We start from the raw sequence: 15,544 nt of genomic DNA on the forward strand, positions 1-15,544 counted from the left end.
GCCGTCTCGGGGAAGCTCCTGCCCGGAAATAATCTTGCCTGGTCCAGGGATATCAGGACGGGATGAGGAAAGTCCGTTGTGGGTTGAGGCTGTTGTCCAATCGCCCGGTGGAATGCAAGCCCATGTTGGCGCAGAGGCTTTCGTTTGTCGGGCGCAGTGTCGTCTTCGCAGACAACACCAGTCGCCGCTCCGGCGGATCTTCTCCGAACTCGCCGTCACTGGGTCTTGAGCTGATCGCGAGTGAAGTTCGTCTGCATGTCTTTAGCCCCCTGCTTGCCACTGGTTGATGGCCTCGACGGGATAGATCAGCATGATGATGTTGAGGATGAGGTTGTCCCGGATCCAGTATCCGACGATCAGCTCCATGAGCAGAGCGACCACGACCGACAGCCAGACGGGCCAGATCCGGGCGAGCCAGAAGCCGACGATCATGGCACCGATATCCATGACCGAGTTGATGACACTATCACCGTAATAGTCGAGAGCGATATTCGTCGCGCGGTAGCGATCGATGACAACGTTCGTGTTCTCGACCAATTCCCAAGCGCATTCGACGCCGAGCGCCAGCAGGAACGCCGCGCCCAGCGGCAGCGGCTTTCCCCGCACGAAGCCAACGAGCCACGTGCCGCAATAGAACAGGACGCCATGGATGATGTGGGACGGGGTGTACCAGTCCGTCAGGTGCTGGGAATTGCCTGAATCCTTGACCGTCCCATGCCAGAGCTCGATTGTCCCGCAGGTGCAGATCGCCGTGCGGCCCATGGTGAGCAGGACGGCGGCCGTGAGCGCGATCAGGCACAGGGCAAGGCCGACATAAAGCATGGTCCACCCGCCAGCGGGCTTGTTCGCCCGGGGCGCAGGGGCTTCTGTACTCGTCATTTCAGATCGCCACATTCGTGCAGCCCGGATTGGGTATTAGACGCCCGAAGTCCATCCGAATCGCTTGAGCCTAAGTTACAGGTTCCTCCAGTGCGTGCATTTTAGGTTCCGTGCAACAAAGCCATCTTGCGTTGACCCAACTTCGAGCGCGCCTATCGGACTTGCCATTTATCGTTCGACGGGCTCGAACGTGGAGGTCGAGACCTTGAACATAAATACGCCTGGACCAGCGTAGTGTGGACCCGACGGGTTTTCGAGCTGCTCGTGAAATTTCAAGTAGAACGCCGCCATCGCGGCGAAACGCCCGTGCTTGAAGCCGTCGGATGCCTCCAATTCCGAGATGTCAACAACGCGGGCGCCAAATCGCTTGGCCGCAGCCCGCACCCTCGGATCGCGCACATCGTCGGATCCGACACGCGGGCGGCCTGATATCAGGCGGGCCAAGTTCAGAGCGCTGTCATCGCTCGATACCAATACCGTGAGTGGACGAGAAAACCGACCGATGATCTCGAGCTGGCGCACCATATCGTTGGCGTCGATATCGGGAGCCGCCAGCACCACGTTCGAGAGTCTGTCGAGGACCGCTCGACGACGCTCGCGGCTCATTTTCGCCAGCGTCTCCATTGTGAGCCATCCCCCCATGCTGTGGGCGAGCAGAGTCAAGTGGGCGCACGGCCTCTCAACTAACATCTCAATAGTCCTCGCAAGGCCGTCCGTCGATGCCGCCGCCGCCGCCCTGTCAGCGTCGTAACCAAGCGGATTCGCCTTGGACGGCCAGGCGAACAGCACCGCGACCCGGTCATCGTGGGCATCCGCCGCCACCTGCGCGAGGCGATAAACCGTTTCCTGGAAGCTGTTATTGAACCCGTGGACATAAAGTCGACTGGGCCTGCAATGGCCCTTTGCGCCGTCTACACCGGCTCGGAATTCGGCCTCTGAGAGGCGCGCCGCTTCGACTGTGACGAAATCGGTCGCCGGATTAGGCGAGTCACTTGGCCACTCGATCGCCGCCGGCCGGTGCGTGGATGGGATCGAGATCGCGTACCGGGCGTAGCTAAGAGTCTGCGACTGACCGGCACTGAATGCCACTCCCGCCCCGGCTTCGGGCGTTCGCAGTGTCGCGACGAAGACGGTGACGGTCTTGCTGCCGCGGACCCCACCGGACGGCTGCAGCACTTCAGGTCCTGACCGCGAGGTGCAGGCGCCGAGCGCGACAATCACCAGGGCGATCAAGATCCAGCGGGCGGCGCAAGCTTGCCCGATTCTGTTCATATGGCTCATCCATGTTTCGCGGAGAACCACCTGCCGGCCTTCCCGATGCCATTTTGAACCGCATGCTTGGTGTTCGAGTTCATTGGAGCAAATGCCGCTCATGCGCTTCGTCGAACCTACATGCATTTTTCACTGTCAGGCAGCGAGCGGCTATCTGTCGAGAGGTCATCTTCTCCTATGCCGAAGCATGGTGTGACCCTATCGCTTCGCTATGCATATCTAGTCCGGCGTCTAGACGATTTATTCCTTAGCATAGCCCAACAGATGCTTGGGTGGATAGGCGTGTGCGCCGCACTGCCGCATTCTTCTCGCACGAACCAACTCAACGCAGGTGTTGAGGTGCTCCGGTACCAGACGAGAAAGGAAGTCAAGATGAGATAGGAAGGTCCAAATAAGGGGTTGGAGTGGACCAACTTGCTTCTCGGCATACGCTTGGCCTGCGCTGCATTCATGTTCGCTGGGCTACCTGTCGAGGCTTGGAATGCGGGGATCGTCCGCTGATCGGGTGCTGCCGCGCTTCCCTTCCGGCCAAGCATGAATTCTTGAACGGCAGGGCTGCACAAGGGGATGTCACGTTAACTGAGTATAGTGACGCCAACGGCTGCTAAGGCCGAATTTTGCACAACCCAAGTCGCTGATTTCCCCGACGCAGGATTTTTCCTTGACGAGTACAGGACAGTATTTCTCGTTAACGTGACATCCCTCTGTCCTATCCGGTCGCGCCGAGTGCCCGAGCGACGGCAGGCAGCGTCCGCTGGTGCACGAAGTCGCCCTTCGCCAGATAGGCCTCTTCTTCCGGTGTTGAAATCCGCCCAAGGGTTGGATTGCGGTGCGGAAACCTGCCAAACCGGGAGATCACGTCGAAGTTGTCCCTGGCCTGCTTCAGCGAGAATTCCCAGATCGGCTTGAGATGCTCCGGGACTTGGTCGACTACCTGCTCCGAAATGGCAACGATGCGCCTCATCCGCTCCAGGTGGTCCGGTCCCTCGGCATGGGCCAAGGGCAGAAAGTAGAAGAACCTCTCCCAGAGGCCGGTCAGGGCCTCATAGTGTCCGTTGCGGAAGCCCTCCTCCGCGATCCTCAGGGTATCGGGATCGGAGGAAAAGGCGTCCGGCGTGCCGGCGAACAGGCCACGCGGGAACTGGTCCAGAACAATGATCAGGGACAGGCGCCCGCACGGCGTCTCACACCAGTGGTCCAGTTGGCCCGCCTTCGCGGCCTGGACCGTGGAGACGAACCGGGGCAGGTCGGGGTTGGCGCCGCCGCGCATCCACCACTCAAGCCTCTGCCATTGGGCGGCCGCGTCCGCATTCGCAAGACTGGCCGGGAACCAGAAGTCGTAGACCGCTTGCCAATCCACGGGAGACGACATGGGATCCTCCCTTGAGACGACCTGAAGGTACCGGCGGTGGGCGCCAGTCTCTGTGCTCGACAACACACCATCGATTGCCTTGGACGCGCGTCGTTCGAAGGTGCATCCTGATCGCAGTTGAGCGCCGGCTCTGCCGAGGGGAAGCCCGATGGATAGCTCGCGCACCCCGCCGGAGACGCGATACGCCAAGAGCGGTGACGTTCACATTGCCTATCAGGTTGTCGGGAAGGCATCGTCAAGTTAACGAGTCGGGGTTGGAACGCTGGCCCTGCATCCGCGGATCAGAAGGTCGTCGCAACACCGGTCACCTCACTCCAAGTCATAAAGGCTTGCGTCCGGAATGCGCGATGGTCAGCTGCATTGGTGTTTGACGGACGGCGAAAGAGGTTCGCAACCTAATCGTGAGCTGAGAGAAAGCGTTGGGCCTGCCCGGCTGACTTGAAGCGCTTCATGATGCGCTCGCGCCGGCGGGTCGGCTGATGGCTGTTCTCCGCACAATTGTTCAAGCCGCGGTGCTGGCGATGCTCGACACCCGGCATGATCTCTCGCTTGGCCGCGCTGTAGCTGGCGAGTTTGTCAGTGATCATCACCCGTGGAACGATCCGCTGCTTCTTGAGGAGCTTGCGCAGCAAGCGCTTGGCCGCTTTGGCATTGCGGTGGCTCTGAACCAGGATGTCGAGCACGACCCCATGCTAATCGACGGCGCGCCAGAGCCAGTGCTTCCGGCCCGCGATGCTGATGACAACCTCGTCCAAGTGCCACTTGTCACCGGGTGCGGGAAGCGGCCTGCGGATCTGGTTGGCAAAGGCCTGTCCGAACTTCAACGCCCACTGCCGCACTGTCTCGTGACTGACCAGGATGCCTCGGGCAGCAAGCATCTCCTCCACCATGCAGAAGCTCAACGGAAACCGGAAGTACAACCAGACAGCATGGCTGATCACTTCAGCCGGGAAGCGGTGGCGGGCATAACGAGGATGACGCGTCGGGCTCATTCCTCCCGTATGCCCCAGTTCGGTCACTCTCAGGTTAACTTGACGATGCCCTCCCGGCTCAATTCGCGGCTCGTTATGGCGGCGGCACGGCTGATGAAGCGACTAAAGCGCGAAGGTGTGTAGCGACCTTAGCGAGAGACAATCCCTGAATCGTCCCTTTGATGGGCGGAGTCGGAGCAGATGGCCATCCTAGAGTGAGACGGAGCAGCCAGTCTCCTGAGGCTTCTGAGGCGCCAGTCACAGTCGCTAAAAAGCCCGTGGCATGTACCGCACGAACAGGTACGCCACCAGCAAGAGGGCCACTCTACAGGAAGGCCAAGGTGGAGCAGGTAATTACCGGAACTCCTCTCATGTCCTTGTCCCAGCGCACGGTTGGTAGCGACCTCTTGAGGCGTTGCGGAGCGGGCCTCTATGGGCGGAGATGTCAGGTTAACAAGAAATACTGTCCTGTACTCGTCAAGGAAAAATCCTGCGTCGGGGAAATCAGCGACTTGGGTTGTGCAAAATTCGACCTTAGCAGCCGTTGGCGTCACTATACTCAGTTAACGTGACATCCCCATCTGGGCAAGCTGGCTATGCACAACAGGAGCAGGCTGCGGCGGCGACAAAAGCTGCTCAACCGAGGGTGCCGCGGGGCGTTTCGAGGAAACTGACGGGCGGCGCTCGGAAGTGGAGCGCGGGCGGTTCAAATGAGTTTCTTTCTGTTCTGGTTCTTGTTGTGATTTCCGGCCCGGATGACCGGGGGTGCGGGTCAAGACGAGGCTCCTGTCGACCACGAACGCCTTCCAGCAACCCGGCTCCGGCAGGCCGGCGGCGGCCCAGGGCGTCATCCAGGAAAGACTGCCGGCGCCATGCCCCTGATGGTCAGGTGCAAGAGATCGGCGTGCCACTCGTTGATCGGAGCTCTGGCCCGGGCGGAGCGGCGGATGAAACGGTGGTTTCGAGGTCGGTCACATGATCTCTGGGCACCTGGATGCCGCGAGCTAAGCGCGGTTAAGGATCCTCATTGGTTTAGGTGCGACAGGTAAAGGGAGAGTTAGAGGCGAGACGTGGGAGCCTAGACTACAGACAGAACTCTGGAGTTCTCTCCACGGCGCGAGCGCTCCCGTTCCCAATTGCCTTCGAAGATTGAATGAATGCACGATACTCTCGAAACGCGAGCGTCCGCTCTTCCCCTCTTCTGACGCAAAAGCGACAAGGGTGTTCTCACCGCGCCGGCACACCCGCTGACTTCGTCAACTGGCGTAGGGCTGCTGTGTCCAGTTCACTGACAACGGTCGGTGCCTTATCGCTACGTGGCTTCTCGGCTGCCTTCTGTGCGCCCTGCGCTGCGATCCTAACAGCTCCATTTTGTTCACTGCGAGTTTGTTTCTGTCGGAGTTTCGCTGAGGCTGCTTTGTCCTGTTCAGACGTGCTGGTCTTCCCGATGGAGCCTATCTTGGACACGTCATCACCAGCCTCATTGATGCGGAGGCTCCTCCCGCTGGCATCAGGCCGGACGGGAGGAAGTTCCGCCTGAACCTGATGAGGCTGAGAAAGCCGATTGATCTCGCCCCGTGCGGCTCCAAGCTCTGCACGAAGCTGCGCCATCTCGGATAATGCGACTTGGGCCTTCGTCCGCTCGGCGAGAAGCTGTGCTTGCTTTTGTTGCAGGCTTGCGATCTGGTCGCGGAGTTGGCGCTCCACCTCAGTCGATGAGTGCCTCGCGACGGCAAAGGAGCCCCATCCTGCGACCGCTGACAGGCTGAGACCCAGAATGAGACCGCGATGTACGTTCGCGAACCGTAGTGCAGGCACTTGGAACATTGGCAACTCCCCTCATACGCGCCATGGTCGATGTCCGGCACTGCTCATTCAGATTTAGAGACGGGGCAACAAAGAGGCTGAAACAGTTCTGTTCAGGCAATCAGCTGCCGGAGCGCTGGTGTTTTTGGTGTATTGGTTAGGACTTTGTAAAAGCACGAGCCAATGAGGGATAGCTGCCGTCCCTGGTGGATCACGCTGCAAGGTCCCCTCGCTTGGTGTACGATTGCGCGGCCGCAGGTGAGAAGATCGTCAGGCTATATTCCTGCCTGCCGATGTCTCGTCTATCGCAATGCAGCGAACCACAATAAGCAAGATATCAGCACAGCCAGACCAGGAAGTGCTCGGCAGTCCACGTGATGGGGGAGCCTGCGTGCTATGGTCACACAGTGCTGCAACGCTGTGGCGGCACTAAACCGAAAAGCCGCAAAGATAATAGGGCATGTACCTATAGTCTTCCGATCTCCCAGTATCTTCGAAGGGAGAGATCTGCCTTCAGCCGACTGCAGAAGTATCAGCCAAGCTTACTTGTATCCTGTTGTCGAAATACGACACAGCCAATGTTTCTGCTGTGCTGGCCTAGTGTTGACACTCAGTTCATGTCTAGTGACGCATCCTCGGCCGACTACAAGGCTGCAACAACACAGGATTTATGACAGTTAGGGTGCACCATGAGCGATACGCACGCAGGTCAACGTGGATCGGTAACGAGACTCCAGCCGGTCGCGGCTCCGCCCGTTGATGAAAATACAGTTTCCATGATCGACCTGCTTCAGGAGCATCTCCGGCTCGCCCGCGAGGGTAAGCTGCGCTCGCTTGCGGTGGTGTCCGTGTCCGCCGATGGCTCGGCGATTGGAACCCAGTGGTCGTGCGATCCTGGCGATATGGCATCGCTGATCGGTAAGCTCACTGTCCTCACTCACGACCTCATGGCCGTCCGCAAGTGAGACGACACACCCTGGTTCGCCCGTTGATTACTGGGAGAACTGCACCCACTAATTGTCTCAGAGACCAACTCGCACGTGATGAAAATGTCTGACGTCGAAGAGCCCGATCCACGCCATCGTGCCAAGATGCTCAAGCTCGGATCACGGCAGTGCCGCTACATCGTCTCGGATGATCTCCGGAGCGCTGTTTGCTGCGGAGCCCCGACACGGGAGGGTTCAAGCTGGTGCGATTGGCACCGCAAGCGCGTCTTCGTTCCGACATACGGCAAAGGCCACCGTGACGCGCTGGTGTCCGAGGCGAACCCTTCGTAACGGCCACTAGAGATCCAGGCCCGAGACAACACCGTCGCGTCCCACAAGGACAATTCTGATGCCGGCCCGCCGAACCAGAGGACGCTTCTGCCATGCCTCTGCGAACCTGCGAAAGACCGACGTCTCCGGCAGCACCGACATTTGACTGTGCGCCTGCACGCGAATTTCGTTGAACATTTTTTATGGAACTTGAGTCTTCGAGTGCCCGCAGCAAGTAAGAGTCTTGTGAAGAGAGATACACTCAGGCTCTTAGCCTGCGTCACTCCCCAACTCACCAACCTGCTCCGGACCTGCGATCTCCTTCTCGATCGGGCTCTTGCCGCTTTCCAAAGCCAGCAAGGCCTTCACAACGAGAGGGTCCAGCTCATGATCATCCCGGCCGACATCTGCCAGCAGCGCAGCCCGCATGTTCGGTGTCCAGAATGCCACCAGATGATCATGAATGCCGGGGATGGCCTGATCTTCCGGGTAGGACCGGAAAAAGGATGCAATCTGGTTGGCCATGCGGACCAGTTTCACGGTGCTCATACCAAAACATCCTGCCTGTGAATGCGCTCGACGCCATGGAAGACGGTGATGCTGTCGTGGCGCGCGATTCCGACGAGTGTAATATCGAGAAGCCGCGCCCGCTCAAGCGCCAGAGAGGTCGGGGCCGAGATCGAGACAAGGGTCCTCGCGCCGAACGCAGCGACTTTCTCGACCAGTTCGAACGAACAGCGGCTCGTCACAATCATAAAACCGGCACTTGGACTTGCACCCTGACGGCACAGCGCGCCGATCAGCTTGTCGAGGGCGTTGTGGCGGCCGACGTCCTCACGGACGCAACGGATCGTGCCTTCGAGATCCGCCCACACTGCGGCATGAACCGCATGCGTGCGCGCATTCAGGCTCTGCTCGCGCTCGAGCATGCCCAGGGCATGGCGGATGGCCGCAAGTGAGAGACGCGGTGGCTCTCCCACAGGCGAACGCGCCTGAGGCAGAGCATCCAGATCGCCGATGCCGCAAAGGCCGCAGCCGGTCCGGCCTGACAGAGCCCGCCTGCGCGCCAAGTGTGTGCGAAGCCGCTCGGGGGTGAGATCGATCGCCAATCGCAGGCCCTGCTCCTCCCTCTCAACACGAATGCCACGGATATCCTCCGCCTTCTGGATCACGCCCTCGGTCAGGCTGAAGCCGACTGCAAAGTCTTCCAATTCGGACGGCGTTGCCATCATCACCGCGAACGGAATGTCGCCATAGGTGATGCCGACCGGCACCTCGGCTGGTATGGCGCGGATGATGGAAACCGGCGCACCGCCGTCAAAGGTCAGAACGGTTGCCGGCGTTTCCTGCACCTCCGATATCGGAAGTCTCTCCTCACTCGGCCGCGTTGACATCGGTGCCGATCCGCTTGAGCGCCTGATCCTCCTCGAAGAACCGGGCCTGCCAATCGGAGGGGCGGTTCGTGCGGCGCACCTGCACGGCGGTCACCTTGTATTCCGGGCAGTTCGTGGCCCAGTCGGAGTAGTCGGTCGTGATCACGTTCGCGCCGGTCTTGGCATGATGGAAGGTGGTGTAGACCACGCCCGGCTGCATGCGCTCGCTGATCCTCGCCCGGAGGGCGATGTCGCCCGACCGGCTGTCCAGCGAGACAAGGTCACCGTCCCGAATACCGCGGCTCTCCGCATCGAAGGGATGGATTTCCAGCACGTCCTCCTCGTGCCAGCGGCTGTTCTCCGTGCGTCGCGTCTGCGCCCCGACATTGTACTGCGACAGGATGCGCCCCGTCGTGAGGATCAGCGGGAAGCGCGGTCCGGTGCGCTCCTCGGTCGGCACGAACTCCGTGATCATGAACTTGCCCTTGCCGCGCACGAACCGGTCCACATGCATCATCGGCGTACCGTTCGGAGCGGCCTCGTTGCACGGCCATTGAATTGACCCAAGCCGCTCCAGCTTCTCGTAGGAAACGCCCGCGAAGGTCGGTGTGAGACGGGCGATCTCGTCCATGATCTCACTGGGATGCTTGTAGTTCATCGGGAAGCCCAGCGCGTTCGAGAGTGCGATGGTGACCTCCCAGTCGGCCATGCCGCCGAGCGGCGGCATCACCTTGCGCACGCGATTGATGCGCCGCTCCGCATTGGTGAAGGTGCCGTCCTTCTCCAGGAAGGAGGAGCCGGGCAAGAACACGTGAGCGTATTTGGCGGTCTCGTTCAGGAAGATGTCCTGAATGACGATACATTCCATCGCCTTCAATCCGGCCGTGACATGCTGGGTGTCCGGATCAGATTGCGCGATATCCTCGCCCTGGATGTAGAGGCCCTTGAAGGTCCCGGCCACCGCCTCGTCGAGCATGTTCGGAATCCGAAGGCCTGGCTCGTTCTGCAGCGATACGCCCCAGAACGCCTCGAACATCTGCCGAGTGGCGTCATCCGAGACATGCCGGTAGCCAGAGAACTCGTGCGGGAACGAGCCCATGTCGCAGGAGCCCTGCACGTTGTTCTGACCGCGTAAGGGGTTCACCCCGGTGCCAGCTTTGCCGATGTTGCCGGTCGCCATGGCGAGGTTGGCCATGCCCATGACCATGGTCGAGCCCTGGCTGTGCTCGGTGACGCCAAGACCGTAGTAGATCGCCGCATTGCCGCCGGTGGCATAAAGACGGGCCGCTCCGCGCACATCCGCGGCCGGAACACCGGTCAGGTCCTCCACGGCCTCGGGCGCATGGCGCTCCTCGGCAATGAAGCGCGCCCAGACCTCGAAGTCGCCGAGATCGCAGCGCTCGCGCACATAGGCCTCGTCCACCAGCCCTTCCGTGACGATCACATGCGCGATGGCATTGATCATCGCGACATTGGTGCCGGGCTTCAGCGGCAGATGGTAATCCGCCTGGATGTGAGGTGACTGCACAAGATCGATCCGACGCGGATCGATGACAATCAGGCGCGCGCCCTCGCGCAGCCTTCGCTTCATGCGCGAGGCAAAGACCGGGTGCCCGTCGGTCGGATTGGCGCCGATCACCACGATCACATCGGCCTCATCCACGGAAGCGAAGTCCTGCGTGCCGGCCGAGGTGCCGAGGGTCGTCTTGAGCCCGTAGCCGGTCGGCGAGTGGCAGACGCGGGCGCAGGTATCGACGTTGTTGTTGCCGAAGCCCGCCCGCACCAGCTTCTGGACCAGGAAGGTCTCCTCGTTGGTGCAGCGTGAGGAGGTGATGCCGCCGATGGCGTCGCGGCCGTACTGAGCCTGGATGCGCTTGAACTCGCTCGCGGCATAGTCTAGCGCCTCCTTCCAGGACACCTCCTGCCAGGGATCCGTGATTGTCTTGCGGATCATCGGCTTGGTAATGCGGTCCTTGTGCGTGGCATAGCCCCAGGCAAAGCGCCCCTTGACGCAGGAATGGCCCTCGTTGGCCTTGCCTCCCTTGTAGGGCACCATACGCACGACCGTGGTGCCTTTCATCTCGGCCTTGAACGAGCAGCCCACCCCACAATAGGCGCAGGTGGTAATGACGGAGCGCTCGGGTGTGCCGAGCTCGATGACGCTCTTCTCATTGAGTGTGGCGGTCGGGCAGGCCTGCACGCAGGCGCCGCAGGACACGCATTCCGAGCCGAAGAAGTCGAGCCCGCCCGGCGAGACGCGGGAGCCGAAGCCCCTGCCCTGGATGGTGAGCGCGAAGGTGCCCTGCACCTCCTCGCAGGCGCGCACGCAGCGCGAGCAGACGATGCACTTGGAATCCTCAAAGGTGAAGTACGGGTTCGAGGTGTCCTTCGGCGCATCGAGGTGGTTCGCGCCGTCATAGCCGTAGCGCACCTCCCGCAAGCCCACCGCGCCCGCCATGTTCTGCAGCTCGCAGTCACCATTGGCCGAGCAGGTCAGGCAGTCGAGCGGGTGGTCCGAGATGTAGAGTTCCATGACGCCACGGCGGAGATCGGCGAGCCGCTGCGTCTGCGTATGCACGACCATCCCCTCCTCCACCGGCGTGGTGCAGGAGGCCGGTGTGCCACGATGTCCCTCGACCTCCACAAGACATAGGCGGCAGGAGCCGAAGGGCTCAAGGGAATCCGTCGCGCACAGCTTGGGGATCTGGGTGCCGAGCATCATGGCGGCCGCCATGACGGAAGTACCCGCCGGGACGGAGATCGACTCACCATCAATGGTAAGGGTGACAGCCTTGTCCGTGATGCGGATCGGCGTGCCATAATCGGTTTCCTGGATCAGAGCCATCGGGATTGCTCCATCACTCGGCCGCCGCGGGCGTGCGCGGCACCGTATCGAAATCCTCGGGGAAGTGGGTGAGCGCGCTCATCACCGGCACCGGCGTCAGGCCGCCCATGGCGCAGAGCGATGCATCGGTCATGAGGGTGCAGAGATCCTCCAGCACCGTGAAGTTCTTCTCGGGCTCAATGCCGGCGATGATGCGGTCCATGACCTCGACGCCACGGACCGCGCCGACCCGGCACGGCGTGCACTTGCCGCAGCTCTCGGCCGCGCAGAACTCAAAGGCGAAGCGAGCCTGACGCGAGAGGTCGACGCTGTCGTCGAACACCACGATGCCGCCATGGCCCAGCAGTCCCTTCTCGGCTGCGAGCGCCTCATAGTCCAGCGGCAGGTCGAGCATGGAGGCCGGAAAGTAGGCACCGAGTGGGCCGCCCACCTGCACCGCCTTGATGGGTCGTCCGGTGGCGGTCCCGCCGCCGAAATCCTCGATGACCTCGCGCAGAGTCGTACCGAAGGCGAGCTCGATGAGACCACCGCGCTTGACGTTGCCGGCGAGCTGGACCGGCAACGTGCCGCGCGAGCGTCCCATGCCGAAATCCGCATAGGCCTGTCCGCCATGCGTCAGGATCCACGGCACCGTGGCCAGCGACAGTACGTTGTTGACCACCGTCGGCCTTCCGAAAAGCCCGTGCACGGCCGGCAGCGGCGGCTTGGCGCGCACCATACCGCGCTTGCCTTCGAGGCTCTCCAGCAGCGAGGTCTCCTCGCCGCAGATATACGCGCCGGCTCCAAGCCGCGCTTCAAGTGTGAAGGCACGGCCCGATCCAAGAACGGAGGAACCGAGACAGCCCGCCTCTGTAGCCACCCGAATTGCCTCCGTCATGGTACGGTAGGCGTGCGGATACTCCGAGCGGATATAGATGAAGCCCTTCGTGGCCCCGACCGCAAGGCCCGCGATGGTCATGCCCTCGATCAGCGCGAAGGGGTCGCCCTCCATCAGCATGCGGTCGGCGAAGGTGCCGCTGTCACCCTCATCCGCATTGCAGACGATGTACTTCTGATCGGCCTCCGCGTGGAGCACCGTGTTCCACTTGATGCCGGTCGGAAAGCCCGCTCCGCCGCGCCCGCGCATGCCGGAGAGCTTGACCTCGTCCACGATGGCCAACGGCTCCAGTAGCAGGGCACGTTCAAGGCCTGAATAGCCGCCATGGGCCTGGTAATCGGCAAGCGAAAGCGGATCGACAATGCCGCAGCGGGCGAAAGTCCGACGGGTCTGCCGGGCTAGATAAGGCTGGTCTTCCAACTGGCCGAGGCGAAGCGGATGCTCCTTCCCTTCCTGGAAACCGGCTTCGAACAGCCCTGCCACGTCATCCGGCTCAAGTGGTCCGTAGGCGACGCGCCCCTCACCCGTTTCCACCTCCACCAGGGGCTCGAGCCAAAACAGCCCCCGGGAGCCGGTCGACACGATGTCGAGCGCTAGCCCGCGGCGGGATGCCTCCTCTGCCAGGAGAGCGGCGATCCGGCGGGAGCCAAGGGCAAGCGATGCGGTATCGGAGGATACGAAGACCTTCATTGTGCCCTCGCCTGCTGAACGACATCGGCAAGTGTCTCCGAACTGATCCTGCCGATCGGCTCGCCATCGAAGAGAGCCGAAGGGGCACAGGCGCAGAGCCCAAGGCAATAGACGCCTTCGACCGTCAGGTGTCCGTCCGGAGTTGTCTCGCCCCAGGAGATGCCAAGTGTCGCCAAGAGATCACTTGCAATCCGGGCTCCGTTCATGGACTGGCAGGCCTCCGCCCGGCACAGCTTGAGCACGTGGTGCCCTGCCGGGTCGCGGCGGAAGTCGTGATAGAACGTGACGATGCCGTGGACTTCCGCCCGGGACAGATTCAATGCTTGCGCAACCAGCGGCACAGCATCCTCGTGAATGTGTCCGAACTCATCCTGAAGCGCATGGAGAATGGGAAGCGCAGCTCCATCGAGTGATGAGTGCGCAGCAATGATTGCGCTTGCTAGGGTGCTGTCCCATTGAGCTGGCTTAGGCATTCCCATCCCTACATTGTTTTCTAGGCAAGTTTGCGCAAACTGAAGGCGGCGCGCAACAAGATGTTGCGTGCCACAATAGAAGCAACAGTAATGAGGCTTTGGCGTCGTGGTGCCGAGACGATAAAAGCCATCGTGGCTGCAAACCCTAGTCATTTTGTGGGGATGTCACGTTAACTGAGTATAGCAGTTGCGACACACGACGAGCTCGGCTTTTGCACAACCCAAGGGATCTGTTGCAAACGGTACTGTAACTCAGTTCGGCCTGTTCCTCCGCACGCTCCGGAGGTGCATGATGTTCAAAGGCCGTCATTTCGATCGCTCAGTGATCCTGCTGTGCGTGCGGTGGTATCTGGCCTATGGCCTGAGCTTGCGAAACTTCGAGGAGATGATGGCCGAGCGCGGGATCTCCGTCGACCATGCTACGATCCATCGCTGGACCGTGTGCTACGCACCGCTCCTGCTCAAGTGTTTCAACCCATGCAAAGGTCGGTCAACAAAAGCTGATACATGGGCGAGACTTAGATCAAGGTCCGAGGTGAATGGAAATATCTCTACCGGGCGATCGACAGCAATGGCGACACCGTCGAATTCTGGTTCAGCGAGCGCCGCAACCTGGCTGCCGCCAAGCGCTTTCTCTCCCGAGCGCTGAGACGACACGGCCGGCCCGAGAGGATCGTGATTGACGGTAGCCAGACCAATCGCGAGGCAATCCTGTTGTGTGATGCCGAAAACCGTTTGCGGGACCGCTCAAGCCGTCGGCTTAAGCCTATCAGGATCCGGCAAAGCGCCTACCTCAACAATTGCATCGAGCAGGATCATCGTGCGATCAAGCGGTGGATCCGCCCGATGCTCGGGCTCAAGTCCGTCGCCAGTGCACGTGTGATCCTGGGTGGCATCGAGATGGTCCACATGATGCGCAAAGGACAGGCGAAGTACGACTGCAATCGGCAGCGGTCACTCGCCGAGCAGCTTCACCTGCTCGCCGCAGAGCGCTTCGCGAAGCACCTGCTACTTCCTCGTCTCGACTCCGGATTTGCGGCGGATCCCTGTACTGAGCTTGTGTGAAAACTCAAATCAGGCTTGCCTCGGCGAATTAATTGAACGCCTGCGAACTGCAGGAGAGGAGACGCCGATGCCCTATCTTCAGTTGGATACCCCCTTCACCTATTCGGCGGAACAGAAGCAGCGCTTGACGAAGCGAATGGGGGAGATCTATGCGTCCCAGATGAATGCGAGCCTCAACAGGATCAGCATCGCCATCCGCGAGCTCGGCGAAGGTCGACTGTGGCGCTGCAGTGCAGGCGATCCGCGACCGGCTGCGATCCTGATGTGCGATATCCGCGCCGGGCGTCCGCCTGAACAGCGTGCCGAACTGGCCCGGTTGCTCGTCGAGGCCTGTAAGGAGATCGTGGGCCTCAGGGACGAGAACCTGAACGTCGAGTTCACCCAACACACCGGCGATGAAATGTATCACACCATGTATGGCGGGCTGAGTGGAGACTGGGATCCCAGCGAGCCGGATCGGCTAGAGACGTGACGTGAGTAGAGCGGGTCGAGCGGGGATATGCCAACGCCTCTGGTCGGGGCCCGCGCAAGCTTCATCCAGTAGATCGACATTGGCGATTCCATAAAGGGGCTTCTGCAAATGACGTGGGACAAGTGCTACTCCTTGTCCGAAGGTGGCGCTTCGGGCGGTGTGGGGCGATGTCACGTTAACTCCGACGTGGTGC

At 61.1% G+C, this 15,544-nt stretch carries 11 protein-coding genes and 2 pseudogenes; 4 read left to right on the top strand and 9 right to left on the bottom strand.

The genetic code is table 11. The features are described from left to right. Positions 1 to 261: 261 nt before the first annotated feature. From AA309_RS24495 to AA309_RS24510, 4 genes and pseudogenes are all read right to left on the bottom strand, one after another. Positions 262 to 879, bottom strand: coding sequence for a DUF2585 domain-containing protein (locus tag AA309_RS24495; protein WP_084731598.1), 618 nt, complete (start codon positions 877 to 879; stop codon positions 262 to 264). Positions 880 to 1,047: 168 nt separating this feature from the next. Further along, complete coding sequence (locus tag AA309_RS33520) at positions 1,048 to 2,253, bottom strand: alpha/beta hydrolase (protein ID WP_244470482.1); 1,206 nt, start codon at positions 2,251 to 2,253, stop codon at positions 1,048 to 1,050. Positions 2,254 to 2,860: 607 nt separating this feature from the next. Then, on the bottom strand, positions 2,861 to 3,523 hold the full coding sequence (locus tag AA309_RS24505; protein WP_047191656.1) for a DUF924 family protein: 663 nt from the start codon (positions 3,521 to 3,523) through the stop codon (positions 2,861 to 2,863). Between the two features lie 281 nt (positions 3,524 to 3,804). Next, positions 3,805 to 4,515, bottom strand: a pseudogene (locus tag AA309_RS24510) (IS6 family transposase). 2,474 nt (positions 4,516 to 6,989) lie between these two features. On the opposite strand from AA309_RS24510, the gene AA309_RS24520 reads away from it, so the two are divergent. After that, positions 6,990 to 7,265, top strand: coding sequence for a hypothetical protein (locus AA309_RS24520; RefSeq protein WP_047191658.1), 276 nt, complete (start codon positions 6,990 to 6,992; stop codon positions 7,263 to 7,265). Between the two features lie 78 nt (positions 7,266 to 7,343). Then, positions 7,344 to 7,577 (top strand): GcrA family cell cycle regulator, encoded by a 234-nt coding sequence (locus AA309_RS24525; protein WP_047191659.1) that lies wholly within the window; start codon positions 7,344 to 7,346, stop codon positions 7,575 to 7,577. Between the two features lie 249 nt (positions 7,578 to 7,826). Here AA309_RS24525 and AA309_RS24530 read toward each other — a convergent pair whose 3' ends face one another. The 5 genes from AA309_RS24530 to AA309_RS24550 are packed head-to-tail and all read right to left on the bottom strand — an operon-like array spanning position 7,827 to position 13,814. Further along, on the bottom strand, positions 7,827 to 8,105 hold the full coding sequence (locus AA309_RS24530) for a formate dehydrogenase subunit delta (RefSeq protein WP_047191660.1): 279 nt from the start codon (positions 8,103 to 8,105) through the stop codon (positions 7,827 to 7,829). Then, complete coding sequence (gene fdhD / locus AA309_RS24535) at positions 8,102 to 8,950, bottom strand: formate dehydrogenase accessory sulfurtransferase FdhD (protein ID WP_047191661.1); 849 nt, start codon at positions 8,948 to 8,950, stop codon at positions 8,102 to 8,104. Before fdhD ends, AA309_RS24530 begins: the two co-directional genes overlap by 4 nt. Beyond that, positions 8,931 to 11,774 (bottom strand): formate dehydrogenase subunit alpha, encoded by a 2,844-nt coding sequence (fdhF, locus tag AA309_RS24540; protein ID WP_047191662.1) that lies wholly within the window; start codon positions 11,772 to 11,774, stop codon positions 8,931 to 8,933. Before fdhF ends, fdhD begins: the two co-directional genes overlap by 20 nt. Positions 11,775 to 11,787: 13 nt before the next feature. Then, a complete protein-coding gene (locus tag AA309_RS24545; RefSeq protein ID WP_047191663.1) occupies positions 11,788 to 13,341 on the bottom strand; it encodes a formate dehydrogenase beta subunit in 1,554 nt (517 codons plus the stop codon). Further along, on the bottom strand, positions 13,338 to 13,814 hold the full coding sequence (locus AA309_RS24550) for a formate dehydrogenase subunit gamma (protein ID WP_047191665.1): 477 nt from the start codon (positions 13,812 to 13,814) through the stop codon (positions 13,338 to 13,340). Before AA309_RS24550 ends, AA309_RS24545 begins: the two co-directional genes overlap by 4 nt. Positions 13,815 to 14,106: 292 nt before the next feature. On the opposite strand from AA309_RS24550, the pseudogene AA309_RS24555 reads away from it, so the two are divergent. Beyond that, a pseudogene (locus AA309_RS24555) lies at positions 14,107 to 14,801 on the top strand (IS6 family transposase); the annotation flags it as partial. A 145-nt stretch (positions 14,802 to 14,946) separates the two neighbouring features. Then, positions 14,947 to 15,351 carry a tautomerase gene (locus AA309_RS24560; RefSeq protein ID WP_047191664.1) on the top strand — a complete coding sequence of 135 codons (405 nt, stop codon included), beginning with the start codon at positions 14,947 to 14,949 and terminating at the stop codon, positions 15,349 to 15,351. Positions 15,352 to 15,544: the final 193 nt, after the last annotated feature.

This window comes from Microvirga vignae (assembly GCF_001017175.1).
Classification (GTDB): Bacteria; Pseudomonadota; Alphaproteobacteria; order Rhizobiales; family Beijerinckiaceae; genus Microvirga; species Microvirga vignae.